The following is a 25,333-nucleotide window of genomic DNA, read 5'->3' as shown; positions in this document are numbered from 1 at the left end:
ATCATTCAGCGAACGCGTGCGACCGGGCCCAACTCGCCCCGTGGCTCCCCAACGGGAGCGGTCACCCGTCCGACAATAATCCTCCTGTGCGGATCTCGGCACACGCGCCGCGAAATCTGTGGATCGGGCTGCGTGGCGCGCCAGTCGGATCGCTGTAGCGCAGTGCCCTCGGCGATGGCGAGGTGCCTGCGTCTCCGGGGTCGGTGGCGGCTTTCGTTGTCGTGGAACGCGTCTCGCGGTCGGGCTGTTCGGTCAATTTCGGTGCTTTGTCGAAATTCGTGGAACGTACAGCGTGGTAGCGCCCGGTGGGTTGTCGAAGCGCGGTGACTTCGTCGGGAATGAGCTCCGGAACGGCTCGCGTGCGCGGGTGGGCCCATGGCTGACTTGTCGGCGTCGCGTTGCCAGTTCATGGTTGCGCGTGCGACTGTGCGGTTTCGGCTGTAGTTGGCTCGGGGTGCGCGGGAGGTGGTTTCCGTCGGAGGTCTGTTCTCAGTTGCGTAGACGGTCGACAAACCCTTGTAGGTGTCGCAGTCCACGGCTGCGCGCGGGTGGGTGTGTGGGATTGCCCGTGGGTGCACTGCCGTCGAGTCGGCCCCCGGCGCGGCGAGACACCGGGACGGCCTGGGAAGTCGATGAGTTGTCTTCTCCGCCCTGGCTGGCCGATAGGTTGCCGACGGTGGCGACGACACGGCCTGCAGCGGCGCCGATCCGGATGTCGAACGGGAACTCGCCGACCGCGGTACCGGGCGGAAGCAGCGGGCGGGCCGTCTTGCCCTCGGGAGTGTAGAGAATGGCGTGGAGAGCGCCGGGGTGGCGGCCCGGCAGCGTGTGGGTCGGATCGGTGACGTCGTGAACGCGAATGAAGCCACCGTCGTTGATCATCCGGTAGGCGTGTGCACCGCTGCCGCTCGCGTGGGTGGCGACGAGTGCCTGTGCGCCGGGTCCGTGGATTTGGAGGTTGCGAACGATCGCGGTGGCGTCGGGGTAGCCGTGGAGGCTGCCGCCCGCAGCCCGCTCGAGTTCGCTTCGGCTGTGGCCGGGCAGCGAAGAACGGCGTACGGGCAGGCGGATTCCGCTGCTGGGCAGGTCGTTTCGGATGGCGTGGAGAGTTTCGGCGACGTAGTCGATGCTCGACTGTGGGTGCGGTGGTGTGACCGAGACCGTGCGGGGCGCGATCGCGATGTGGGTAGCGGTGCCGTCGCCGCGTGTCCTCGCGGTAGGCGCGGGGATGGCGGGTGTGGCGAGGGGGCCTACCCGGTCCAGACGGCGTCGGAACAGGCGAACGTGTGTTCGCGGCGTGGTTTCGGTGGGGCGAGGCGTTGGGGTGCCGGTTGTTCGGTCCGAGGTGAGGTGGATTCGGTCGGCGAAGCGGCGCAGTCGGTTCCACGCGCGTCGGCGCAGACCGGGGGTGGGTGCGGTCGAGTCATCGGTGGCGTGCACGGGTGCGCTGCCGTCGAAGTCGGGGGCCGTGCGAGTTCGGCCTGGTATTTGCCGTGCTGCGGGGACATTGTCGGTGAGCGGTGTCGCGACGGGCGTGGATTCCGCGACGACCTCGGGTGCCTCGAAATGTGTCGGATCTTCGGCAGACGTGACGTTCTCGACCGATGCGAGGTCCATCGCGACCGCGACATCCTCGGTGCGTGGCCCTTTCTCGGTCGGCGTGAATTCCTTGGCCGAAACGATATTCTCCTCCGGCGCGACCTGCTCGGCGTGCGCGAGGCCCCCGGGGGCGGTTCTGGTTTCGGAGCGCGCTAAACGCTCGACGGGGCCGAAGGCTATGGGGGTTGTGGAGTTTTCGGGAACTGCGGGTTGGCGGGTTGGTGTGGATTCGGCGGCGGGTGTGGAGTACTCGGGTGGTGTGCGGTTCTCGGCTGTTTTGGTGAGTTCGGTGTCGCGTGGTGGCGCGGTTTGTTCGGTGGGTGTGGTGGCCCCGCTCGATTTGCTGGCCTCGGGGATCTTGGGGCTGCTCTCCGAAGTGGTCACTTGTTCGGCGTGGGGGAGACCACTCGAGGTGGGGACGGCGGTTGTCATGTTCTTCGGGCGAGTCTGCGCCTGTGCGGTCGGTGTGATCCCGAAATCGCCGGGTAATAGGAAGTTTTCGACAGATGATGTCGCACTCGTGGGTGCGCTGGCGCGTAGGCGGGGATCGAGGGTCGGTGCTGCTTCCTCTGGGGACAAGGTGAATCGCCGCAGCTCGGTGACCGAGCGCGACCGTTGGTTGCGCGGCGGCGGGGAGACCGAACGATCGCGGGCGGTGCCTGGCTCGACTGACGTTTCGTGAGCCGAGGTTCGAGGGTCCTGGACGTGGGGTCCGCGTGTCTCGGCGGAGTCCTCGTCGTCTATGCGAAGTGCGGCTCGGATGTTTTCGAGCCTGATGGGTGTGGGTGTCGAGCCTGATGGGGCCGTGGGTAGCTCGGATTCGGCGACGGTGTGTCGTATGTCCGACGGGGTCGCTGGCGGCGTTCGGTCGTGGGATTCTTGGTCGGACTCGGTCTTCTGTACCTCGTGGTGATGGTTGAGGCCGAACGAATCCTGTTCCTTCCCTTCTGGAATGGGTCCGTACCGGATCGACTCGGTGGACCGCGCGGATCGGACCGTAGGGAAAGCGGTGGTGTGTTGCTGGGACGGAGGGTCGGTATCGAGGGTTGGCTGCGGTATCGGCTCGGATGGCTGACGTTGCGGTTGAGTGGGTGCGGGCAATGTTGGTGGCGTGCTTGCTTTCGCCGGTGGGGATGGTTGTTTGTCCGAAAGACTGTCGACGTCCGAGTAGTTGTGGAGCTGTTCGAAGTGCTCGGGTGGCGGGATGGTCGATGGACGAGGCGTGGCGGCCGGGGTGTCGACGAATTGTTCGAAATACTCCGGAGGTGGCAGCTCGGCAGTCTCGGTGGATTCAGGCAATGTTGGTGGCGTGCTTGCTTTCGTCGGTGGGGATGGTTGTTTGTCCGAAAGACTGTCGACGTCCGAGTAGTTGTGGAGCTGTTCGAAGTGCTCGGGTGGCGGGATGGTCGATGGACGGGGCGTGGCGGCCGGGGTGTCGACGAATTGTTCGAAATACTCCGGAGGTGGCAGCTCGGCAGTCTCGGTGGATTCAGGCAATGTCGGTGGCGTGCTTGCTTTCGCCGGTGGGGATGGTTGTTGTTCCGAAAGACTGTCGACGTCCGAGTAGTTGTGGAGCTGTTCGAAGTGCTCGGGTGGCGGGATGGTCGATAGATGAGGCGTGGCGGCCTGGGTGTCGACGAATTGTTCGAAATACTCCGGAGATGGCAGCTCGGCAGTCTCGGTGGAAATGGTGTGGGGTTTCTCTTGCGGCAGAGCAGGATTGGTCTCGGTCTGCTGTCCGGTGGGCTCGGTGCCGAGGCCGGTCGTGACGCGCTGCGGGGTTTGCGGGACGGTGGCTGTCGGTAGTTCGGTGCCGACGTGCTCGTCTTCGATTTTCGTCGTCGTGCTGGTTTTGACCTTGGCTGGCTCGGAGTTGGAGTTCTCGGGTTCGGGTTCGTTGGTGGTCGCGGTCGCGGCGGGAGACTCGGTAGCCGTGGGTGGTACGCCGATTTCGTGGTGGCGGCCGTCGGAAGCCGGTTCGTCGTGTTCGCCGAACAGGCTGTGCAGCACGTTGTCCTCATCGTGCTCGAGCGGGGGGATGGTGGTGGGTGGTTTGTGGGTCGGTGCGGGCGCGGCGGACCTGCGCGGGCGCAGTGTGAAGGCGATATCCGGCCCGTGACCGTCGGTGCTGTAGACCGACTCGCTGTCGGGCGGTGTTGCTTTGTTGTCCTCGGACCGTGGTTTGTCGACGACGGCGCCCGTGCGGGGTGGGGTCGGTACCGTGGCCTCGGTGGCCTCGGTGGCCTCGGTGGCCTCGGTGGCCTCGGTGGCCTCGGTGGCCTCGGTGGCCTCGGTGATGACGGGCGCCGGTTCCGGGACGGGCTCTTGGTCTTCGACCAGCATGGCGGGTGTCGCGGAAGACGATTCGTTGGGCACGGGGTGGAGGTCGGTTCCGGTGGTGGTTGGTGGCGTGACCTCGGCCAGGGACGCGGCGAGGGCGGCGGCCAGGTCGGGGTAGTGCCAATCCAGGCTCGACTCGCCGGTGCCGGAGGCGGCGGCGTGGACGATGGTGATGGCGGGGTCGGTGCGGACCTGCTCAGGTGTGCGGTTCACCGGTTGGCCGACGGCGTCATGCATTTGGCCCGGCCAGGTATCTGCCTGCGGGAGCCAGAAGTAGCGGGCGGCGTCACGGTTGCCGAAGACCGCGATCCGGGTGGTGTCGAGAACGGGTTCGGCGTAGGTGTGCGGGGTGTGGATCTGGGCGCCGGGTCCGAGGAGCCCGGTGAATTCGTTCCATGGCCTGGTGTGCGGTTCGGTCGCGGGCGCGCTGGGTGGCGGATCGGATTCGGCGTCGCCGACCGGTACGGCGAGGTAGTAGTGGTCGCCTGCGACGAGGGTCGAGCCGTGCGGCGCGGCCGAGGTGTCTTCGCCGAAGGTCCAGCCACCACGGATTTGTCGGCTGTAGACACGCAGGAGGAGGTTTTGCTCGGCGAGCGCGGCGGATGCGGCCCAGGGAACGAGGTGGAAGACGCCGGTGCGCCAGACCCCCCGCGTTCTGATCTGTTGCACCTGCTCGTCGTATGCCGCGCGGTGTTGAGCGATGTCGCTCGCGGAAGTCCGGTCGCCGCCTTGCCCGGGAGCGCGGTTCCTACCGTTGTTCTCCGCGGCGAGCATGATGCTGCGGAAGACCTCGAAGTATCGCTCGCGCCGTGGACCCGACAGTTCGTCGGCGGTGCGGTTGCGCAGGTCGCGGATGTGTTGGCCGAGATCGGTTTCCGGGGCGCCGGGGTCCGGGTAGACGATGCGTTCGAGGGCGTGGAAGAAGCAGTCGCCGTCGGGGGGCATCGATTCCCATGCGTGTCCTGCCGGTGCGCGGATACCGTCGACGGTGGTTGATCGCGCGCCCCTCGTGCGCGGGATCGGCGGAAGCGCGTGGTGCTCGGTTTTATCGGGGTCGGGGACCGTGGATTTGTCCTGCTCCTCGGTTTTCGTCGGCTCATTCTTGGCTGCTACGGCCTTTGTCTCGGGGTTTGCCTCGGGCTGGGCCGGGGTCGCGGCCTCGGCGGTCTTGGTGGCTTCGGCGGTCTTGGTGGCTTCGGCGTCTTTTTGCGCCTCGGCTTCAGCTGCGGCCGCTGTCTCGTTCTTGTCCTCGGCGCGCGCCTTGGGTTCGGCCGCTTCTTTGTCCTCGGCGGCCTTCGACTCGGCGGCGGCTTTGGTCTCGGCCGCGGCTTTGGCGTCCGCCTCGGTTTTCGCCTTCGCTTCGGCGGCTTCGTCCTTGTCTTCTGGTTCGGTCTTGTCCTCCGGAGTGGATTTCTTTGTGGTGCCGGACTTTTCCGCTTCGGCCTTGTCCTCCTCGGATCGGGGTGGCTGCTCTGGATCGGTCTTCTTCGGTGGAGCAATGGTTTTCGTGTGACCGCGAAGCTCCGGTGGCGTCTCGGTGGTACGCAGCAGCACATCTCCGGTGACCCACATCGTGCCCTTGGGGCCGCGTACCTCCAGGACAGCGACGCTTCGCACGCGGTGACCGAGCGTTCCCGCGCCTTCGGCGCCCTCGGCGGGAGTGCCGAAGCGGAGAAATTCGCGGCGGTTGGAGGTGATGACGCTGGATTGACCGAAGTTCGCGCTCTCACCGGTGATCGGGTTCGAGAACGTGCCGCGATTGTTGCCGTCCTCGCGGTAGTTGAGGTTGAAGCTCGCGTTGGTGACCAGCGTGTTGTCGACCTGGGTCCCGAAGCCGTCACCCGACCATTCGATGCGGTCGATGGCTTCGTCTTTGCTCGACTTCTCGATGTGCGGCGCGTAAAGCGTGACCTTGATGGAGGTCTCGGTGGTTTTTCCGCCTTTCGGGTGCGGCACTGGTTCCAGCTGCTCGTGGTCGTCGGTTCCCCTGGTGGTCACGAAGGGCGCGGTCGCGGCGGGTCCCACGAGCGTGAGGCGATTCTTGGCAACCAAGGTGGACAGGCGAAGGAACATTCCTTCGGAGGAAGTGCTACCCGCCGATTCCGAACCGTTGTCCAGCGCGGGGTCGACGAGGCGCAGGGCGTCGGCGAGTTGGTCGACACCACCGAATTCGTAGATTGCGATGGGACGCTTGGGTGCCCAGCTCGACTCGGTGAGCAGGGCCGCGACTTCTTTGTCGAGCTCCATCTCGATCGCGACATCGCCGTTGGTCGGCGCGGGGCGTGCGATCGTGGGGTTCGATCGGTATAGGCGGGGGGCGGTCGCGGCTCTGGCGGGGGCGTCGGCGTCCTCGGTTTCGGAGGTGTTGAAGCGAATGAGCGTGTCCACCTTCATGGTGTCGCCACTCTTGCTCGTCGGTGTGATCAACTGCGAAACATCGGTTGGCCCAAGGACTTGCGCGTATTGCCCGGTCATGACCAAACCCGCTAGGCCATACCGGAGCAGTTTGGCGAGCAGCACCTTGTCCGGGGGCCGTGAGAAGACTTCGACGGCGTAGACGTAGCGGACGGGGAATTCACTGGTGTTCCCGAAACTGCGTTCCCACGAACGTATTTCGCGCAAAGAGGTCTGGTTCTCGGTCAGCTTGCTCTGGCGTTCGACGGTGAGGTCGAGTTTGGGCCGATGGCCGTTGTACTGGCCGCTGAGGGAGAAAGCGAACTGGTGGCCGCGCTGATTGCCCGTGGACACCTTGGTTGCGCCGGGAATGGCCAGTGCCGAGCCCTCACCACTGGAGTTGCCGAGAATATTGTCCACGCCGGAGGTTTTGGTCACCCGCTTGCCCCGTACGTCGCGCAGATCCTGGTCGGGGTCGGGTCGGGCCGAGAACGCGACCTCGACCAGTCGAGGCCCGAGGAAGTGGGAGCGATCGATGAAATGAAAGACGACGCGTCCACGCGGCCCGGCATTGGGCAGTGTGCGCAGCGCCAAGGTGGTGGTGTGCTCGTTGATGCGTTCGAGCACGCCGGGTAGATAGTTGGCCGAGGTGGGGTTGGTGACGCCGGGTGCCTGCTGCTCGACCAGTTCTCGAGTGAGCTTGTGGAAGCTGCCGCGGCCGCCTTCGGTGTTGGCGTCGGTGACGGCGGCGTAGCCGAGGACGCCTCCGCTGTCGACGAACCAGGTGGGCAGCAGACGATCGGGCTTGTTCGCTTCGACCGGCGCGTACCCGGGCTCGGTGGCGGCCTCGACGAGGGCGAGTAGGTCGGGATTGTTCTGGAGATCGTTGTCGACCAGCAGGAATTCCACGCCGTCGGGAACGTCGATCACGCGGGTGCGCTTGCGGCGCTCGCCGGCGCCGATGCTGCTTGCGGCGAAATTGCGTCTTCCGGAGTGCACGGTGACGACGTAGTGCGGGGTCGCGGAGAAGCGATAGACGGGGGTCGTGTCCTCGACGGTGACACGGAAGACCCCGGTGTTGTCGTTGTAGGTGACGCTCTCGTTCTTGCTGGTTTGGTACCGGTAGCCGCCGCCGGGCATGAAGCTGCGGTTGCCGGGTCCGTAGGAGCCGTTCAGTGAGGTGCCGATCTGATGCGAGTTTTGCGAGCTGTCGGAGTGGGCGGACATGGTCACCGACTGCAACCAGCGTTCGGCATCCATTTTCGGTGGTTGCGGAAGAACCTTGACGTCGGTGAGATAGGCGGTGACTTCGATGACCGTGTCGGTACCGGCCAGCGCGCCAGGGGTCCCCGCACCCTCGACGACGTAGGTGTCGCGGAACATTCGTAACCCGTTGCCGTGCATATGGTGTGGCGAGAACGCGAGGTGGGTGACCTCATGTCCCATCGACTCCGGATTCGTGGCGGGTTCCCCGACCGCGGTACGCCAGAGCCACCGACCTGTACCGACCGCCCCGTCGACGGCTAGGTCGGCCACCCACTGCGCGGACTTGCTCGCGAGCCGACTCGTCGATGACCACACGGTGCTGGGTCGGGTGTCGCCGATGGTCGCGGTGGTGTCGGTGCGGGCTACCGACGACACCGATTCGGTGTCGTCCGCAGCGGTGCCGGAACGGTGTTGCGCCTCGGTCTCCGTTTCGGCGACTGTCGTCGGTTCCGTCGTGGTTTCTGTGGCGTCGAAGGTCTCGAGTTCGATGGCTTCGACCGGCGCGGTGCGGACGGAATTCGATGCGGGGGTATGTATTTCGCCGGAATTACCGACCGCCGTCATCTCGCCCGATGGGGTGACTCCGGTCTGCGCCCCCGGTGCTTCGGTGCCGGTCTCGTGCTCTTCGGTGGGAAACGAGCCGGGCACCGGTGGGTCGGGTTCGGCGGCCTCCTTGGCGGCTTCGGCCTGGATGTCGGCGACAAGTTCGTCGACGGTCTGGATGATCTCCTTGCTGCCGAGGGTGATGACCGGCAGCATCGTCTCGGGCGGTCGCAGGACGCCCTCTTCGAGGGAGCGGCCCTTGGTGGGCAGTGCGAGCAGATCGGTGTCCTCATCGGTGAGTTCGCGCACGGTGGCCGGTTCCGGGCGTGGCTGCGGCGACTTCTCCGGCGAGGTGCGGTAAGTGGGCACGATCAGGCGGACGCTGCCGTCTTCGTGCCGAGGGTCGAGCGCCGTGCCGTGGCTGTAGTTCATCGTCAATCCGTAGGTGACCGGCACCGTGAACACCTGGGTGCCGTTTTCGGTCGGACTGAGGGTGTAGTACTCGTGGCCGGTACCCGCGCTGGAGCCCTTGGTCGTCGATGTCTGCGACGCGTAGGTGTAGTCGAGCGGGGTGTAGCCCTGTACCGGCAAGCTGCTGTTGTCGTCGAACGGATTGCTGATCGAGCCGTTGAAGCCCGCCTTCCATGCGTGCGGCGTCTCCGAGAACTGTTCGTCGCCAGGAATGGTGGACGCGGTGTAGTTCAGCGTCTGCACCTTCGGGATCGTCCAGTCGTGGGAAATCCCCTCGTACGGGTCGTCCTCGGACTCGTATCGACGTTCGGCGGTGAGGGTGATCGATACCCGTTCGGTTCCGCTCCTGCCCGGTCGTTCGAACCAGACGACGCCACCGGCCTCGACCATCTCGTCGAGTAGCGCACGCTGGCCGAGCCTGCTTCTGATCTCGTCGAACTTGCGCAGGTTGGCCAGGCGCTGTGTGCGGGTGGCTTCCTGGGTGGCCTTGCTCATCAGGCCGGTGTCGTCGTGTTCGGGTGGGAAGAAACCGTGATCCGACAGCCATTGCCCGGCCTCCTCCAGCAGCGGTGCGACGCCGTCGACCCGCGCGGGTGTCGTGGAAACACCGAGTTGGCGCAGATGCACGATTTCCGCTGGCGGGTAGCGCGTTTCGGTGGGCGCGTGACCGATGGTCTGCTGTGAGGGCACCAGCATCTCGACCGGATAGACCTGACCGTCGCGCAGCGGTGTCCCCTCGGGTGCTTCGACCGGTGGGCCGGTGGGGCGCACGAGGGTGACGTGGACGGTCATGTCCGGCGTCACCTGTAGCAGCGGCTCGCCGGTGCGCAAGGAGTGCGAGGTCCGCGCGCTGCCTCCGTAATCGAGGGTGTGGCTGAACTGCTGCGACCCGCCGCCCTTGAAGGCGACTTGCCCGCCTCGGCTCGCGACACCGGTGTTGGGGTCGGTGTCTTCGCCACCGAAACCGAAGGTGAGTGTTCCCGTGCCGCCGAAGGAATTGGCGATCGTGGAGCCGCCGTACTTCCGAAGTGACCGCAGCACATGCGATTCCAGCACCGACGAAGCGGTGGTTGGGCCGGTGGTTTTCTCGCCGCCGCCCATTTCGACACGGATTTGCAGGTACCCGATCGCGTAGCCGGACTTGGTGTAGAGGGTCTGCGAATCCGCGCCGGGCGCTTGATGGGCACTTGCCGCCCATGCCTCCGGGTCGTCCCAGGCCAGCGGGATCATGCTGCGGATATTTCCCTCGGTGAAGAATTCCCGTAGCTGCTCGGCGGAGCGTTCGGAGATATCGCGCAGGTGGGTGCCGAACGTCGCCATGACCGAGGGTAGGAGCCGGTCGTGATTCGGTATGGTCACTGGTCCGTAGAGCGGAACCTCGTCCAGGATCTGCTTCATCGAGGCGGGCAGCGTTCCCGGATCGTTGGGATCCATCGGCGTGTTCGGTTGCCCCGACATATATTTCGGGAACCAGGTCACCATCTTGTTGGGGGCTTTGTCCTTCGAGGGTTCCCAGCCTTTCAGCGGGATCTCGGGTGCAGGCGTTGCGTCCGAACCGGTATTGCGCCGGAATTCCCACACCATCTCGTAGTCGTAGGGGGTGGAGCGGCCCTTGCTGCGGATCAGGATCATCGGCTGCACGGTCGAGGTGCCTGTGACCGTCGAGTTCAGTTGATTGTTGACGAAGTCGAGCTGGCCACCGAGGGCGATGTGCTGCAACGGGCCGTAATCGGTGTCCCACGTATGGGTGTAGCCGAGCGGGGAGAAAGTTCGAGTATTCGTGCTTCCGGTGTTGTCGGTGAGGTCGGAAATGCCGAACGCCCAGCGCTGGATTCCCACCGGGTGTCCGTCGGCCAGCGGCTCGATCTGGTCTTTCGAGGGGCCGATGGCACGTAGCGAAAGGCGCAACGAGATCGGATAGTTCTGACCGCGGTATTTCACGCGCAGCGGCATGCCCGATGCGCTCAGTAGGCGACCCCACTCGCCGGAGAGCAGCCGAGGGGTCAGCATCCGGCGGACCGCGTCGCGGAAGTTCTGATCCGCGCCACGGTCGCCTTCGACGACCGCGAAGACCTGCTCGTGTAGCCAGTCCACCGTCTCCTGCGGCACCGGATCGGTGTGTGCCAACGGTTGGGAACCGTCCTGACGCGTGCCGAATTCCCGTACAGCAGCGGGCAGCTCGTCCTCGGCGGGTGGACTGATCTCGATGGTGGGGTTTGTCGACTGCGACGTATCGGTGCCGTCTTCGGTGGTTGGTTCGGTGCCGTCTTCGACGACCGGTTCGGTGACCGGCGCTGCCTCGGTGGGATGCGTGCCGATGCGGACCTCGGCGAAATCCTCCGCATGGCTCGTGCGCTGATCGGGTAGCAGATGCGGCACGCCGCGGTTGGTGTAGAGGATGGCGTGGGTGGAGCTGACATCCCCGCGATTCAGCGCGGGCAGCGGACGCGATTGCCCGGTATCCGGTGCGATGACCTGGATTTTCCCGTTCTCGTTGCGCATCAGGTAGGCGTGCGCGCCGACACCGTAGCGGTCGGTGGGGCCGTGGTAGGCGTCCACGACCAGTGCGACCGAGCCGGGCCCCAGGTCGGGGTCGAGCAGATGTTCGGCGATGTCGTCGTGGTCGTCGAAACGTTGGAGCGGCGCGCCCGCGGATTCTTCGAGCTCGGCGGTGCTCATGCCGGTGTGCCCGACCCGGGGCTCGGGCACCTTGGCGACGGTGCTTCCGGTCAGCTCGATGACCTTCGCCAACGACAGTGGGCCGCATGCGTTGAGATTCGTGGCGAGGCCGTCCTCGACGAATCGCGGCTCTGCATTGTCCGACAGGTGGTGCGGCGGTGGTGTTTCGCTCGGGTGCGGCAGCGTCTCGTTGGTGGGTTCGGTGGATTTCGCTTTCGGACCCGTTGTCCGAGGGGAATTCTCGGGATCCGTTTCGTACGCGGAGTCGGTGTCGTCGAAGTGCGGTGTTCGTGGCGCATGGCCGTCGAGTGCGGGCGGGATATCGTCTCGGCGGCCGACCACGGGATCGGGCGTGTGCTCGTGCGCCGCTGCTTCTTGGGGAGTCGACTCCTGCGATGCGGCCCGATCGGGTGGCGGCGTAGTCGGCTGTGAAAAGGTGGCATCTTCGACGGGGGGAGCGTTGGCGAGGTAGGCCCGTGGGGCGTGCGAATTCACCAATTGTTGCTCCACCGCGGCCTTTTGCCACGGCGTGGCGAACTCGCGCAGGTCGCCGGTCGCCTGCCGCACATCATTCGAGGTCCGGTCGAGGTCGGCCGCGGTCTGTTCGAGGTCGGCTTCGTTCTTCGCGGTTGGCGCCGCCCGATGTGTCTGCTCGGCCGCGGTGTGTGCGGTCTCGGCTTCGCGGTGCGCCGCCGCCGCGTCCTCGTAACGGGTCACCATGATCTTCACCCGGTCGGTCGGCGCGCTGCTCAGGTAGTCCTCGGGAGAGATGTAGTGCACGGCCTCGCCGGGGGTGCCGCCGTTTTCCCGACCGCCACGTTCGAGATCGCCACTGCGCGCGGCCCTGGTCTCGACCTGGTGGTTCACCCGCGCCGAATAGGCCGGACCACCACTGATCTTCACCTTCAGGCCACCCTTCTCGATGGCCTCGGGGGTGGGGGTGATGTCCACGCCGCGGCTCATCACCTTGTTGCCGAGGATGATCTTCCCCACCCCGCCGCCGTCGGCGATGATCTCTTGCAGCCGGTCGTAGGCCGCGCGCTTGCTGCCGAAGGAGTCCATCCACGCGGCGTCGATGGCGTCGAAACGAACGTCGAGACCGCGCGCATTGGCCTCGATCCGCACCGCGTCGGCGATCCGGGCGACATCGGCGTTGTCCATGGCCACACCGAGCTGTGGCGAGCCGAGCTGTTCGAGCTTTCCGGTCACCGGATTCTCGACGAAGGCCGTGTCGAGGATGTCCTCGGCCATTCGGGCGAACTTGTGGTCGCGGCTGCTGAAATGCTCGTCGGGCAACCGCTCGAGCTGCGAGGTGAAGAACCGCTCCACCCTGGCGATCGGTCCGGTGCCGTACTCGCTGTGCAGTACGTCCTCGACACCGCGCGGGGTGTGCTCCGTCGGCGTGAGCAGGGTTCCCGAGGTGCCGCGGATATCGAAGTGTCCGCCGGTGAACAGTTGCTTGCCGGTGATGCTGATCGAATACTCCGGATCGGCGGTGATATTGCTGTCGTCGCCTTGGCCGTGCTTGGCCTCCAGGTATTTCGCGAAGCCGTTCCACCGGCTCGAACTCTGCTTCTCCGGGTCGTCCATCAGCTGATCATTGGTCTTCGAGGAAATGATCTTGATCTTGCCGCCCTCGCCAACGTGGTAGTCCGAGTTCTCGCGCGGACCCCACTCGGCTTGCGCGGCGTGTGCGTACTCCTCGGCTTCGTCATCGGTGATCTTGCGGTCCAGCATCGTTTCCAGTTCGGCGCGACCGGCGTCGGACAAGGTGGCATCGAACATGCCAGGGATGTCCGGGTTCTTGCCGAAATCGCCTGGCGCCAAGACGCCTGCGTTCTTGGCCTGCTGGAGGCTGTTCCAGATATCCTTGGTCCGCGCGACGAACTCCGGGCTGGCCGCCGCGTCCTTGCCGGGAGAAAGCACGTAGTGCGTCTGTTCATCGACCATCTGGGCATCGATCTCGTCGACGGTCAGTTTTCCGCCCGGGAACGGCTCGAAGCGCGAATCCGAACCCCTGGACTGCGCCGCGTCATCGAGCAATGCCTGGTACTCGGGAAATGTCCGTGCCGATTCCAGTCCGGACTGGAGAGCCCTCAGGTCGCCGCCCGACAGTCCCGCTTCCTTCAGCTCGTTGATCATCCCCTGCGCTTCCTTGACCGCGCGGAAGCCGTAGTCCTGTGCGGTGCCGACCACGATCAGGTTTTCCCCGTCCGCCCGTCGCGGGAACGGCAGATCGGAATCCAGGTGGTAGATATTCAGATTCAGACTGCGGTCGGACACCAACTTCAGGAATTCGTGCTGCATATGGTCGACCAGCGGATCGCTACTGGTCATGACGTGCGCGATGCCGTCTTCCATGGCGATGTGCACCGACCGCAGCACGACGAGCATCTCCTTGCCCTCGCCGGTATCCACCTCGACGGGAGCGTGTTCCATCAGCAGGTCCGCCGTGTCCTGGGTGAACCGCTTCACCTTGCCCGTTACGCGGCGATTCAGCTCGTTGAGCGCCGCGTTCTTCTCGTTCTCCGAGCCGGACTTGATGGTGTTTTCCAGATCCGCGTCGCGCATGCTGGCCAGCGGACCGGATTTCTCCGACGGCTTTCCCGGTCCGGCCTGGATTTCGTAGTATTCCTGCCGTGCGTCGGCCGCCGCCTTCGCCGCGAGTACGCGCTGCTTCGCGACCGCCTCGAAGGTTTCCGCTTTGCCGATCTTCCCGTTCTGGAACGCCTCCCACCGCGGCGACCCACTGGCACGTGAGGCCGCGACCAGTGTGTCCAGCGCTAGATCCACCGTGCGCAGATGGTCGGAAACCGCCTGGGCGTAGGTGGTTTCGGCGGCCCCGAGGTCGGTGTCCTTCGAGTCGGTGGCCCGATCCAGTGCGCGCTTGGCGTCTTCGACTCGCTGCTTGGATTCGGCGATGCGGTCGGTCTGCTCTTGGCGTTGTCGGGCGGCAAGGGTTTCCGCTTCGGCAATGCGTTGACGGGTCTGCGCCGGGGTTTCTTCGCTCCCGCCGCGTGCGGGGTTGCCGGAAGGGTCGATCGGATTCGACGGATCACGGTGCTGCGGGGATTCTTGGTGCGGCTGTGCACGATTCGCGTCGGGTGTGCGGTCATCGGGTCGTGCGCCGTCCGGCGCCGGCCGGGCCGAGGGCGGCCGATCGGTGCCGCCGGAGACACGAATATCGGTGATCCTGGGGTCGGCGAGCACGGAGGACAGGTGCACCGACTTCGGCGGGGGGCTCCCGTCGGCGCGGGTGATTCCCGCGGTCTTGGACCAGAGATAGTGCGCACCCGACTTGTCGCCGAGCGCGACGACACCGCGCGCGTCCTCGGTGAGCTTGGCGAACGCGTTCTTGGTGATCGGCTGTGGGTGGGAGCCGAGTTCGGTCACCGTGGCCCAACCCTTGGCCGGAGGATTGCCCTGCTGGCCGTTGCCGACATACGCGCCGTCGTCACGCGCCGAGGTCGATGCCGGTGGGCGCGAAGGGTCCGGGCGAGCGGGAAGCTCCTGCGGCCCTGCGGGATTCGTCGCGGGGTTGGACTCGTCGATGACCGTCGGTCGGCGCGACGGGTCCTGCCGCTCGATCGGCGATTCTTCCGGCCTCGGTCGAACAGCCTGGTCGCCACCGATTTCCCGCTCGGCGCGGCCGGCCGGTCCTTCTTGCTCGATCCGGGTTTCCTGAGCGGGCTCACGACGGTCCGCGACAACCCTGGCCTGAGGTGACTCGGGCGACTTCGCCGCTGCCGCGCTGATTCCGGCGTTCGGACGGTCCACAGGCGATTTGGGTCCGGCTGTGGACGGTTGGGGACGAGCTGAACTCTCCCCCTCGGACACGGCGGACGAGGGCCGGGAGGTGATCGTGGGGTCCGCCCTCGGCGGTACCGGTAACGCGGAACGGGAGGTCGGCGCGGATTCCGGCCGGGGTGCTGGTTCGAACGGGTTGGTCACCGGTGGTGGAGCGCTGGCCGAGCGCGGCGGCGGTGGCTGTGCGGAGAATTCGTTGGCGGTGTGCGCGGCGGACCCGTCCAGGACATTCGCGCCGTCCGGATTCGCGCGGGGGATGACCGCCGGTCGCGAGGACGGCGCGGCGACCGGCGAGCGCGGCGGTTGCGAGACGCTGTCGGCTCGCGCGGATGCCGGGGGCGGGGATGCGTTGTCGCTGACCCTTGCCCGGTGCTCGCTCCCCGACGTCACCGGCGCTGTTTCGTTGCTGCTGCTCGGGCTTGTGGACGTCGGCGAGTACGTTTCTCCCGGCCGTGCCGGCGGCGCGGGTGTCGGCGAATGTGGTGCTGCGGGCGGGCCGCTGTGGAAAGACTCGACACGCGAGGGCGGCGTACCGAAGTCGTTTCCCCGCGTCGGCGCCGCGTTCGGCGGCGGGCTCGACTCGCCCGCCGTGGCGTGCGTCGACGGCGGGGGCGAATTCTCCACCGCACCACGGAAATTAGGGAGGCCACGGGACTGGTCGTCGCCGCCGGTGCCCTCGTCGGACTTGCCGTTGCGGCCGCCCTGCCGATCGTGGCTGCCGTCGTTGGCCGGGGGAGCGAGGTCGAGGTCGGCGGTCCACCCGCCGGGCGTCAGCGAACCCTTCGCGTGGTTGACCACGCCGTGCACGCCACCGACGAGACCACCGCCAACGCCACCGGCGATCATCGCGGGATCGAATTCCCACTGCCCGGTGAGTACGCCGCTGGCGACGAAACCCGCACCCGCACCGACCAATCCGGCGGGAATACCCGCGCCGATGGCGATGCCACCGGCCTTCCACCAGGTCATCGAATCGCGGCCGACCCAGGTGCTCAGTCCCTTACCGAGGAGGCTGCCGACCGGTGCCGCCGCCGCGCCGGACACCCCACCGACGGCGCCCATGATGGCCATCTCCTTGACGTCGAAGCCGTCGATATGGCCCTTGTCGAGTTGGATGGCCTGGGTGAGGAATTCGACACCGAAGCCGATGGCCGCCTGTTCCAAACCGGTGATGGCGGCCAGTTTCCACAGCGGCATCTGCGCGAGCCGGGCCGCGCGGGCGGCCAATTGGTTGATCAGCGCCCGCCCGATGATCTGCATGATCCCCGCGGCTTCGGCCTCGAGCAGCGGAACCGCCCACGCACCCCACAGGGTGGCAAGCGCGTAGGCGATTTCGGCGGCCAGCAGCGCGAGCGTGATGATGATCTGTAGTTTCGCGTGCTCGATCTGGGCGCCGCACTCGCGCGCCGATTCACCCAGTTGCCGCAGGCCTTCGGCGAGCTTCTCGATGGATTGATCGCCGGAGAAGAACAGGTCGAACTGGCTGCGCAGCTGGTCGGAGCCGGATCCGGAATAGTTCGCCAACGCGGTGTCGCACGCGGCCCGCAACGCATCGACGATGCCGTTCAGTGCGGTGGAGGCCGTGCGCCAATCCTCGCCGAGCGCGAACATCGCGTCTTCGTCGCCCTTGGGCCATGCCGCGCCAGCGAGATAGCTGAGCCACTGCAGCCCCTCGGGCATTTCGATGCTCATCGATCAGGGCTTTTCGATCGACACGGTCGTGCGACGTAGCCGATGCGGGCCCCTCGGCACGTGCGCATCCGTCACCCCCCGCTCACCTCCGCGTGGGTCGGCTCGCGCCGAGCGCCGATGCCACGGACGAGTCGACCGCCGGTGCCTGGCATGGACAGTCAGTCGATCCTGCTCAGTTCCGGCGTGCAGGCCCTGGACGTCGTGCGCCGGTAACTTCAGATGACTTTCGCGTAAACACGTTGGGCGGTCAGTAGTTTCGATCGCGGTGAATCGAATGACCGATACGCGCGGGTCGATCTTCTCGTCGAAGTGCTTGTCCTGTCGGCGAATACGTCACCGGAGTAGGACCTGGTGCGAGGCGGGTGGAGGTACCGCCGTGCGGATGCTTTCGGGGGTCGGGCCGGAGTTAGGCCGCCGACCCGAGGCCGAGCGTTTTCGATGCCGCGCCCAGCGCCGACAGCATCGCGGAGACCTGCGACGATCGCATCAGATCGGGCCAGAGCATGGCGTAGATATTGCGGGTGGGCCAGTCGCGCAAGGGGCGAGCGACCACATGGGGATGGGTGTGCGCGGTGACGCCGAGTTCGTTCATGATGGCCAGTCCGACACGGTGTTCCACCAGCGAATGGATGGTGAGCTGATCGTCGGAGGTCGCGGCGATGCGCGGGGTGAAACCGGCCTCGCGGCACGCACGCAGGAAGCGGGTGCGGACGGTCTCCAGAATCCACCGCTCGTCGGCGAGTTCGGCGAGCGAGACCGAGGCGGAATTCGCGGCAGGATGGTCGGCGGGCAGCAGCACACAGCGGTGATCGCTCAGCAGCGGGATGCGCCGCAGACGTGGGTCGGGTGGGTTGTCGGCGTCGTCGAGATCGCACACCACCGCCAGGTCGACCTCGCCGCTGAGTACCAGCCGATGCGAGATCGCGCACTCGGTCTGGGTGAGTACGACTTCCAGTTCGGGATGGGTGCGCCGCAGTGTGTCCAGCGCCGAGGGGACCAGGCCGACACAACCGCTCTGGAACGCCGACATTCGTACCTGACCCCCGCCCGCCGACATCAGCGCGGCCAGTTCGTTTTGCGCGCTACGCAGCGTGGCGAGCACCGAATCGGCGTGCTTGGCCAAGGCGACGCCGACGGGCGTGAGCCGGACGCGTCGGCCGTAGCGGGTCGTCAGCGCCGCTCCGACAACGCGTTCCAGTGCGCGAATCTGATAGCTGACCGCGGGCTGGGTGTACCCGAGCGCGTCCGCCGCGGCGGTGAAGGTGCCGTGGCGGGCGACCTCGACGAGCACCTGGAGTTGTCGAGGGTCGTACATCGGCTCAGGTTAAACACATCCATAAACAAATTCCACGCAAAGGTCGAAAAACCCGCATTGGACGTGCGCAACGTCGCTGCGCATGCTTTATTCCATGCCCGCCGATACCGCATCGCCCCCGCTGCTCCGACTCTCCGGCGTCGACAAATCGTTTGGCGCACAACAGGTTCTGCATAACATCGAGCTCGACGTCCATGCCGGAGAGGTGGTGGTACTGCTCGGTGCGTCCGGCTCGGGCAAGTCCACGTTGATCCGCTGTGTGAACCGGCTCGAAGCCGTGGATTCCGGTGAAGTCCTCCTCGATGGTGTCCCGCTGCCGCTGGAGGGCAGGGAATTGGCGCGGATGCGTACCCAGGTGGGCATGGTCTTCCAGTCCTTCAACCTCTTCGGGCACAAAACCGTGCTGGAGAACATCACCCTCGCGCCGACTCGGGTGAAATTCTTGCCGAAGGACGGGGCGCGCGAGCGCGCGCAGCTGCTGCTCGCACGGGTCGGGTTGGCCGACAAGGCGAACGCCTACCCCGCGCAGCTGTCGGGTGGTCAACAGCAGCGGGTGGCGATCGCCCGTGCGCTGGCCATGGACCCGCGGATATTGCTCTTCGACGAACCTACCTCCGCCCTCGACCCCGAGATGACCAACGAGGTGCTCGACGTGATGAGCGAACTCGCCGCCGACGGCATGACGATGGTCGTGGTCACCCACGAGATGGGGTTCGCCAGCCGTGCCGCGGACCGAGTGGTGTTCCTCGATGCCGGGCGGATCGTCGAAATCGCCCCGCCCCAAGAATTTTTCGCCGCGCCGCGCACCGAGCGGGCCCGCGACTTCCTGTCCAAGATCCTCACGCACTGAACGCATTACGCGCATCCGTATCAGCACCGCATCCCTCGAACCCATCGAAAGAGCACCGCCATGAGTAAATCCGTGCTGCGCCGGGCACTGCCCCTCGCGATTCTGACCGCCACCACCCTCTTCGCGACCGCGTGTGGCGGGTCGACGCTGCCGCAGGTCAACGGGCAAGGCGGCATCGACCACGACGCCTACGAACAGGCGATCGACAACGCGCCCGTCGCCGCGCCCGCCGACATCCCCGAAGGCAGCCTGATGGCGGCGATCAAGGCCCGAGGCGAACTCGTCGTCGGCGGGACCGACACCGCGGCGGTGTTCTCCCTCACTGATCCGACGACGGGAAAGACGACCGGTTTCGACGCCGGGCTGGCCGCGATGCTGGCGAAATACATCACCGGTGAGACCGCCGTGAAACTGGTGCAGGTGCAGGTCGCCAACCGTGAGGCCCTGCTGCAAACCGGCGCCGTGGACTCCGTGATCGCCACCTACACGATCAATCCCAAGCGCGCGCAGCTGGTCGCTTTCGCCGGACCCTACTACTCCTCGGGTGACGCGATCCTGGTCAAGAAGGACGACATCGCGATCAAGACGGTCGACGACCTGAACGGCAAGAAGGTGTGCACGGAGTCGAGTTCTACTGCCGCACAGGAGGTGCGGCGCTTCGCGCCCGGCGCCGAGCTGGTGCTCTTCGACAGCAACGCGCAATGCACGCTCGCGGTCGAGCAGGGGCGCGCCGATGCCTATGTGCTCGACGAGGCGCTGTTGTTGGGCAACGCGTCCAGGCAGCCGGACAAGGTGAAGGTGGTCGGCCAACCCTTCACCGATGAGCCCTACGGCATCGGCTTGTCGCTGGAGCACCCGGAGATGAAGGCCTTCGTCAACGACTGGCTGAAGAAGATCCAGGCCGACGGATCCTGGGCCGCACTGTGGGAATCCACCGTCGGCACCATCGTCGACGGTCGGGCTCCCACCGCCCCCGTCATCGGCTCCGTGGACGGCAGCTGACACCGATGGCACTGGGCGAGAACACAACACAGCCAAGCGGGAAGGAAGACCTGAGATGATGTGGGCAGATCTCGGCGCGGCGCTGCTGCGAACACTCGGCCTGATCGTGCTGACCTTCGCGGGTGCGCTCGTAGGCGGCATCATCCTCGCGGTGTGCCGCATCGCTCCGGTGCCTCCGCTGCGTGCCGCGGCCACCGCCTACGTGACGGTATTGCGCAACGTGCCACTGCTGGTTCTGTTGGTGCTGTTCACTTTCGGGCTGCCAGCGGTGGGATTGCTTGTGCCGCTGTACTACAACGCCGCGATCGCGATGGCGCTGTACTGGGCCGCGTTCGTCTGCGAGGTGATGCGCAGCGGCGTGCGGACCGTCCCCCGCGAACAGGTGGAAGCAGCGCGGGCGCTCGGCATGACGCTCGGCGCCTGTCTGCGGCTGGTGGTGTTGCCGCAGGCCCTGCGCTCGATGGTGCAGCCGCTCACCAACATCCTCATCGGGTCCGCCCTCGGTACCGCGCTGGCGGCCGCGGCGGGTGTCGGTGAACTCACGTTCTGGTACCAGCAGCAGGCCAATCTCGCCGGGCAGCCGCTGACCTCCTTCGCGGTGGTCACGGCGCTCTACGTGGCGATCACCCTGACCGCGGGCTTCGCCGCCGCGCGGGTGGAGAAGAAGGTGGCGATGCACCGATGACAACCCTGGACGCCGACCCCTCGCAAGAACTCGTCGGTTCGCGGCGTGGCACCCGGCCCAGCGCCGATGACGCACTGTTCGACGCGCTCGGACCGCGCGCCCTGCGCCGGGTGCGGATCGCCACCGTGCTCTCGCCGCTGCTGCTGCTCGCGCTGGTCGCCCTCGTGGTTCGCCAATTCGCCGTGCACGGCCAGCTTTCGGCAGATCAGTGGCAGATGTACACGATGGCGCCGATCATCCAGTACCTGCTGACCGGTGCGGCGAATACCCTGCTGGTCGCAGCCGTCGCCGCGTTGCTCGCCTTTCCGCTCGGCGCGGGATTGGCGCTGATGCGGCTCAGTCGCAGTGCCGTGCCGCGGGTCCTCGCCGGTGGCGTGGTCGAGTTGTTGCGCGCGATGCCGCTGCTGTTGCTGCTGTATTTGTTCTTGTTCGGGCTGCCACGGCTCGGTGTGGCGCTCTCGCCGTTCTGGCAGTTGGTGATTCCCATCGTGCTGACCAACGCGGCGGTGGTCGCCGAACTCGTCCGCGCGGGTGTGCTGGCGTTGGACCCCGGACAGGGCGAGGCCGCCGCGAGCTTGGGCTTCACACGCTGGCGGTCGATGCGCTTCGTCATTCTGCCGCAGGCGATTCGGCGGCTCGTCCCCGCGCTGGTCGGCCAGTTGGTGCGGCTGCTCAAGGACTCCACGCTCGGTTACGTCGTCAGTTATCTGGAACTGCTGCACCGCGCACAGGTGCTCGGGGAGTACCAGCACACCGTGCTCTCGGCCTATCTGGTCACCGCCGCGGCCTTCATCCTGGTCAACGCATTGCTGGCCAGGCTGGCCGGCTGGCTCGAACACCGCGTATGAAAACCCGTCGGGCGGTGTCGGATTCGTGCCGCCTCTATCGAAAGGTCTCTGGAATGTGCCGCTTGCTCGGCGTGGTCTCCCGCGTCCCCCGGCCGCTCACCGACACCCTCTCGGATCTGCTCGATCCGTTTACCGCGTTGTCGCATGAGCACGCCGACGGCTGGGGCCTCGCCGCCCGCACCGGCCGCGAGCACACCGTCCTTCGTGGAATCGATCCCGCGCACGCCAGCCCCGCCTACCGTGCGGCCCTGGAGACCGTCGCCGGTACGGCCCTGCTGCATCTGCGGATGGCTTCACCGGGTCTGCGAATCGAGCCGGGCAACACCCACCCCTTCACCGCGGGCGCACTCTCCTTCGCGCACAACGGTTTCTTCTCCCCAGGAAACGCGCTGGACGATCTGATCGCCCCCGAGCTACTGGCGGGAGCCAGCGGCGACACCGATTCGGAACGCTTCTTCCTGCGCGTGCTCACCCGTCTGCGCGGCGAGGACCCCGACCCCGTCGATGCCCTCGTCCATACCGCGCAGGACATCACGGCTCGCGCCGAGTTCGCCAGCCTCAACTGCGTGCTGCTCACCGAAAGCGCGCTCTACGCGTACTCGCAGGAGGACCCGGAGTCCGAGGTCAGCCAACGTCGCGGCCCCGAATTCTTCCGGATGTACTACCGCCTCGGCCCCGACGACGCGGTGGTGGCCTCGAGCGGTATGGCTCCCGAAGGGCACCGGGAAATCGGGAAGGCCAGGGAAAGCCGGGGAGCCCGGGGAACCTGGGAGACGCTGCCCTACGGGCGGGTGCTGGAGATCCGACACAGCGATCTGCGCGCCTCGGTACACGCCGTCTCGACCGGGTAACCCCCGGCACCGACGGTGATTGCCTGGCCGGTCGGATCCGTCCGGCCAGGCAGACCGACAGACCTGTCGCGCGACACCATGAGGGGGTGCCGCGCGGCGGGTCTGTCGTGCGTCAGCGCGCGGGGGCGATGCCGAAAAGAAGGGTGTCGATGCCGGTGCGGAACGAGGTGTCGTTGTCGACGGGGTCGTCCGGAAATCGATCGGTGAAAAGCTGGGAAAGGTGAGGATAGTTCCCGAGTGGCAGGAGCGTGGCCAGGTCGGCGCCGGTCACCCCGACCGTGGCGCCCGCCGCCGCCGAATTCTCCTGTGCGGCAAAACTCTTGATCCACCCGGTGATCATGGCGACACCCATCATGGTCGCCGCGGGTGTCAGCCCGGCGGGAGCGAGCGCCCCCGCCATGTGGTCGAGATAGCGGATGGCGTTGGGGCCGATGCGTTCGGGCGTGACGAGTCCCAGCCACGGATGGCCACGATGGGTGTCTCTCGCTCGCCCGGCGCTCGCGTGCACGTCGGTGCGGATGTCGCCGGTGAGCGGAGCGAAACCGGACTCTGCGGCGACGCGATCACACATCAGCGAGATCAAGTCCTGCTTGCCGGAGACATAGCGATACAGCGAGGCGGCACCGGTACCGAGTCGGTCGCCGACGCGCCGCATCGACAAGGCGGACAAACCATCGGCGTCGGCGATGCGCACGCAGTTGTCCGCGATGTCATCGAGGGTGAAGCTCGGCCGAGGACCGCGCTTGATCTCCTCGTCGCGCTGCCACAATGTGGTCGGCGGTTCGGCGGAACTCATGCTCGCGACCTCGCCGGGGTGGCGGCGAACGGCATGCGCACAGCGTACTTGCCTGATGCGGACACCGGCGAAAACTCGCGTACTGCCCCCTGTTCGAAGGTCGCCGCGTGGTTCGTCCCGAAACCGCGAGCCTTGCTCGCTACTGAGCCGGTCAGTAATCTCGACCCGAAGACGGTCAGGGGGCCGCAACAGCCGGTCCGGCCCGAGCAAGCACAGCACCCCATCGGCGGTGAGGAACTTCTGGCAGCGCACTTACCGGGAAGTTGACAGGGGGACAGGTGGAATTCGGCGTTGATCCCGCGCAGTGGCGCAAGGTTCTCGACCAGGCCGACGCGGGGGCGTTGACCCTGCACCCCGACGTGGGGAAGGGGTTGGACAAGGCTTGCGACGACTATCTGGAACATCTCGGTGACCTCGTGGAGCAGGTGGGGTACCTGCACGACATCACCGGATTCGGGCCGCTGCCTTCCGGTATCGCGCTGCAAGGGAAGTTCCAGCGCAAAGCCACCGGCACCGAGCAGTCCCTCGACGCGGTCCTCGAGCAACACATCGATGCCGTGAAAACGATGAAAGAGCTGGTCGCCAAGGCGATCTCGAATTTCGTAGCGCAGGATCAGAGCAGGGCAGACCAGTTCGGGGGGTTGGGGGATCGGTGAGTTACGCGGACTATCGCAGTCGAGTCATCGCCGCACAGGATCAGTGGAATCGTGAGCGCGATCAGATCGCTACCGAGCAGGCGGGAGTCGATTTCCCCGGGGAGTTCGAACCTCCAGCGATCGCGGCACCGGACAACTACGACAGCATGACCTTGGCGCAGATGGTCGACGCGGTGAACGGTATGCGCCCCGATACGGTGCGCCAGGCCGCCGAGGCGTGGCAGAGAATCGCCACCGCGGTCACCACCCACGCCACCGACTTCAATCACCAGTTCCAACGCACCATCGCGGGTGACGGTGTGCACCAGGGGTGGTCGGGGCAGGCGGCGCGGGCCGCGTCGGAGGCGGTGAACAACTACACGGTGCAGTCGCAGCTGTTCGCCGACGCCGCGACGATCGTGTATCGCACGCTCGCGCAGCTGCACACCGGCCTGAATCAAACCCGGGCGCTGATGCCGCAGGCGACCCAGTCGGTGGACCCGCGCGACAAGAAATTGCCGGAGGGCGGGGTGATGAAGGCGGGGGATTTCACCGAGCAGGAGGCCACCGAGGAAGGTCGCCGCGTGCTGCGCACGGTGTACGGCCAGGTGGTGACGCAGGCCGATCACGGAGTCCCCGTGCTGCCGACGCCGAAACCGCTCGCCGCGGACCGACCGTCGCCGCAGGGGCCAACAGTGCCTCCCGTGCTCGGTGAGGACGGTGTCCATGGCTGATTGGCGGTTCACCGGACAAGAATTCGAGATCCTCTGGTCGGCCTACGGCCGCGACCGTTTGCCCTATCCGTTGCAGTATCGCCCGGCGGAAATGGATTTCGCCGACCTCAAACGGGAGCGGGAGGCGGCGGTCGAAACCCTGCTCACCCGGTACTCCACCGAGCTGGAACGAGCGCTCGACCTCTTGCTCGACCCCGAAGTGCGCATCGAGTCCAAGGGACTGGGTGGCCACGATGTCGCCTTCCGGTTCCACGGCGCCGTGCGTGGCCGAGCCGGCGCCACCCTCGTGCAGTTGCCCGGCAGCGACCAGGACACGGGTGCGGATGTGCTCGCCAGTTTCTGCACCGCGAAAGAAGTCGCGAAGCGGGCGGTCACCTCGCTGCCCAAGCGCTCGGCGGGCACCCACCCGCCGATCGAGGTGCGTCGCGAACAGGTCGGCGCCGATCGGACCCGGCCGGTGCGCGCCGACTACGAGGTGAGCGTTATCGATCAGCTCGACCGGATCTTCCAGCGCGAACGGATCGCCCTCGGTGAGGTGATGGTCTGCCCAGGCCCCGCCATCGATGCCAGGCCCAGCTACGGGCGCGGGTTCTGGTGGATGGATTACGCGGACGGCCGCTACTACGTGAAGACCGGTGATCCGATCGTCGCCAGGCCGATGAACGCCAGCGCCATGGCCAACGAGATCTACCGCCTGGCTACCCATACCCAGCGCTTCTACCTCGAAGACAAGGAACACGACGAGTACTTGCGCGCTCGTCGATAGACACCGCGCACGAGCGTCTGTGCCGAAGTGAGCCGCCGCGCGGGGGTTGCTTCCTCGTCT

The 25,333-nt window shown here is 66.4% G+C and carries 11 protein-coding genes; 8 read left to right on the top strand and 3 right to left on the bottom strand.

The genetic code is table 11. The annotated features are described in order from the left end of the window. Nucleotides 1-489 precede the first annotated feature (489 nt). The gene (locus ABEA50_RS04175; RefSeq protein ID WP_345493671.1) at nt 490-16,791 is read right to left on the bottom strand and encodes a WXG100-like domain-containing protein; all 16,302 of its coding nucleotides are present in this window, start codon (nt 16,789-16,791) and stop codon (nt 490-492) included. A gap of 406 nt (nt 16,792-17,197) precedes the next feature. Next, nucleotides 17,198-18,106, bottom strand: a complete 909-nt coding sequence (locus ABEA50_RS04170) for a LysR family transcriptional regulator (RefSeq protein WP_345493670.1) — start codon at nt 18,104-18,106, stop codon at nt 17,198-17,200. 82 nt (nt 18,107-18,188) lie between these two features. On the opposite strand from ABEA50_RS04170, the gene ABEA50_RS04165 reads away from it, so the two are divergent. Genes ABEA50_RS04165 through ABEA50_RS04145 form a run of 5 tightly spaced genes read left to right on the top strand, consistent with a single transcriptional unit; the run spans nt 18,189 to nt 22,342 of the window. Further along, complete coding sequence (locus ABEA50_RS04165; RefSeq protein ID WP_345493669.1) at nt 18,189-18,956, top strand: amino acid ABC transporter ATP-binding protein; 768 nt, start codon at nt 18,189-18,191, stop codon at nt 18,954-18,956. A 60-nt stretch (nt 18,957-19,016) separates the two neighbouring features. Beyond that, the gene (locus ABEA50_RS04160) at nt 19,017-19,958 is read left to right on the top strand and encodes a glutamate ABC transporter substrate-binding protein (protein ID WP_345493668.1); all 942 of its coding nucleotides are present in this window, start codon (nt 19,017-19,019) and stop codon (nt 19,956-19,958) included. A 55-nt stretch (nt 19,959-20,013) separates the two neighbouring features. Next, nucleotides 20,014-20,643, top strand: coding sequence for an amino acid ABC transporter permease (locus tag ABEA50_RS04155; protein WP_345493666.1), 630 nt, complete (start codon nt 20,014-20,016; stop codon nt 20,641-20,643). Continuing rightward, nucleotides 20,640-21,491 carry an amino acid ABC transporter permease gene (locus tag ABEA50_RS04150; protein WP_345493665.1) on the top strand — a complete coding sequence of 284 codons (852 nt, stop codon included), beginning with the start codon at nt 20,640-20,642 and terminating at the stop codon, nt 21,489-21,491. Before ABEA50_RS04155 ends, ABEA50_RS04150 begins: the two co-directional genes overlap by 4 nt. A gap of 53 nt (nt 21,492-21,544) precedes the next feature. Beyond that, nucleotides 21,545-22,342 carry a class II glutamine amidotransferase gene (locus ABEA50_RS04145; RefSeq protein WP_345493664.1) on the top strand — a complete coding sequence of 266 codons (798 nt, stop codon included), beginning with the start codon at nt 21,545-21,547 and terminating at the stop codon, nt 22,340-22,342. A gap of 112 nt (nt 22,343-22,454) precedes the next feature. On the opposite strand, the gene ABEA50_RS04140 is transcribed toward ABEA50_RS04145, so the two are convergent. Next, nucleotides 22,455-23,138, bottom strand: a complete 684-nt coding sequence (locus ABEA50_RS04140; protein WP_345493663.1) for a TetR/AcrR family transcriptional regulator — start codon at nt 23,136-23,138, stop codon at nt 22,455-22,457. 278 nt (nt 23,139-23,416) lie between these two features. Between ABEA50_RS04140 and ABEA50_RS04135 the strand changes: the two genes are divergently transcribed. The 3 genes from ABEA50_RS04135 to ABEA50_RS04125 are packed head-to-tail and all read left to right on the top strand — an operon-like array spanning nt 23,417 to nt 25,273. Next, nucleotides 23,417-23,794, top strand: a complete 378-nt coding sequence (locus ABEA50_RS04135) for a hypothetical protein (RefSeq protein WP_345493662.1) — start codon at nt 23,417-23,419, stop codon at nt 23,792-23,794. Next, nucleotides 23,791-24,507 carry a hypothetical protein gene (locus ABEA50_RS04130; RefSeq protein ID WP_345493660.1) on the top strand — a complete coding sequence of 239 codons (717 nt, stop codon included), beginning with the start codon at nt 23,791-23,793 and terminating at the stop codon, nt 24,505-24,507. Before ABEA50_RS04135 ends, ABEA50_RS04130 begins: the two co-directional genes overlap by 4 nt. Then, nucleotides 24,500-25,273: an ESX secretion-associated protein EspG gene (locus ABEA50_RS04125; protein ID WP_345493659.1), complete on the top strand. Its 774-nt coding sequence runs from the start codon at nt 24,500-24,502 to the stop codon at nt 25,271-25,273. Before ABEA50_RS04130 ends, ABEA50_RS04125 begins: the two co-directional genes overlap by 8 nt. Nucleotides 25,274-25,333 lie beyond the last annotated feature (60 nt).

The organism is Nocardia callitridis (assembly GCF_039543305.1).
Lineage (GTDB): Bacteria > Actinomycetota > Actinomycetes > Mycobacteriales > Mycobacteriaceae > Nocardia > Nocardia callitridis.
This window is presented reverse-complemented; position numbering and strand designations above follow the sequence as displayed.

Bases quoted from the DNA above. Each gene is read 5' to 3' on its own strand.
- ABEA50_RS04140 (WP_345493663.1), bottom strand. From the start codon at position 23,138: ATGAGTTCCGCCGAACCGCCGACCACATTGTGGCAGCGCGACGAGGAG.
- ABEA50_RS04145 (WP_345493664.1), top strand. From the start codon at position 21,545: ATGTGCCGCTTGCTCGGCGTGGTCTCCCGCGTCCCCCGGCCGCTCACC.
- ABEA50_RS04170 (WP_345493670.1), bottom strand. From the start codon at position 18,106: ATGTACGACCCTCGACAACTCCAGGTGCTCGTCGAGGTCGCCCGCCAC.
- ABEA50_RS04165 (WP_345493669.1), top strand. From the start codon at position 18,189: ATGCTTTATTCCATGCCCGCCGATACCGCATCGCCCCCGCTGCTCCGA.
- ABEA50_RS04175 (WP_345493671.1), bottom strand. From the start codon at position 16,791: ATGAGCATCGAAATGCCCGAGGGGCTGCAGTGGCTCAGCTATCTCGCT.
- ABEA50_RS04155 (WP_345493666.1), top strand. From the start codon at position 20,014: ATGATGTGGGCAGATCTCGGCGCGGCGCTGCTGCGAACACTCGGCCTG.
- ABEA50_RS04150 (WP_345493665.1), top strand. From the start codon at position 20,640: ATGACAACCCTGGACGCCGACCCCTCGCAAGAACTCGTCGGTTCGCGG.
- ABEA50_RS04160 (WP_345493668.1), top strand. From the start codon at position 19,017: ATGAGTAAATCCGTGCTGCGCCGGGCACTGCCCCTCGCGATTCTGACC.
- ABEA50_RS04125 (WP_345493659.1), top strand. From the start codon at position 24,500: ATGGCTGATTGGCGGTTCACCGGACAAGAATTCGAGATCCTCTGGTCG.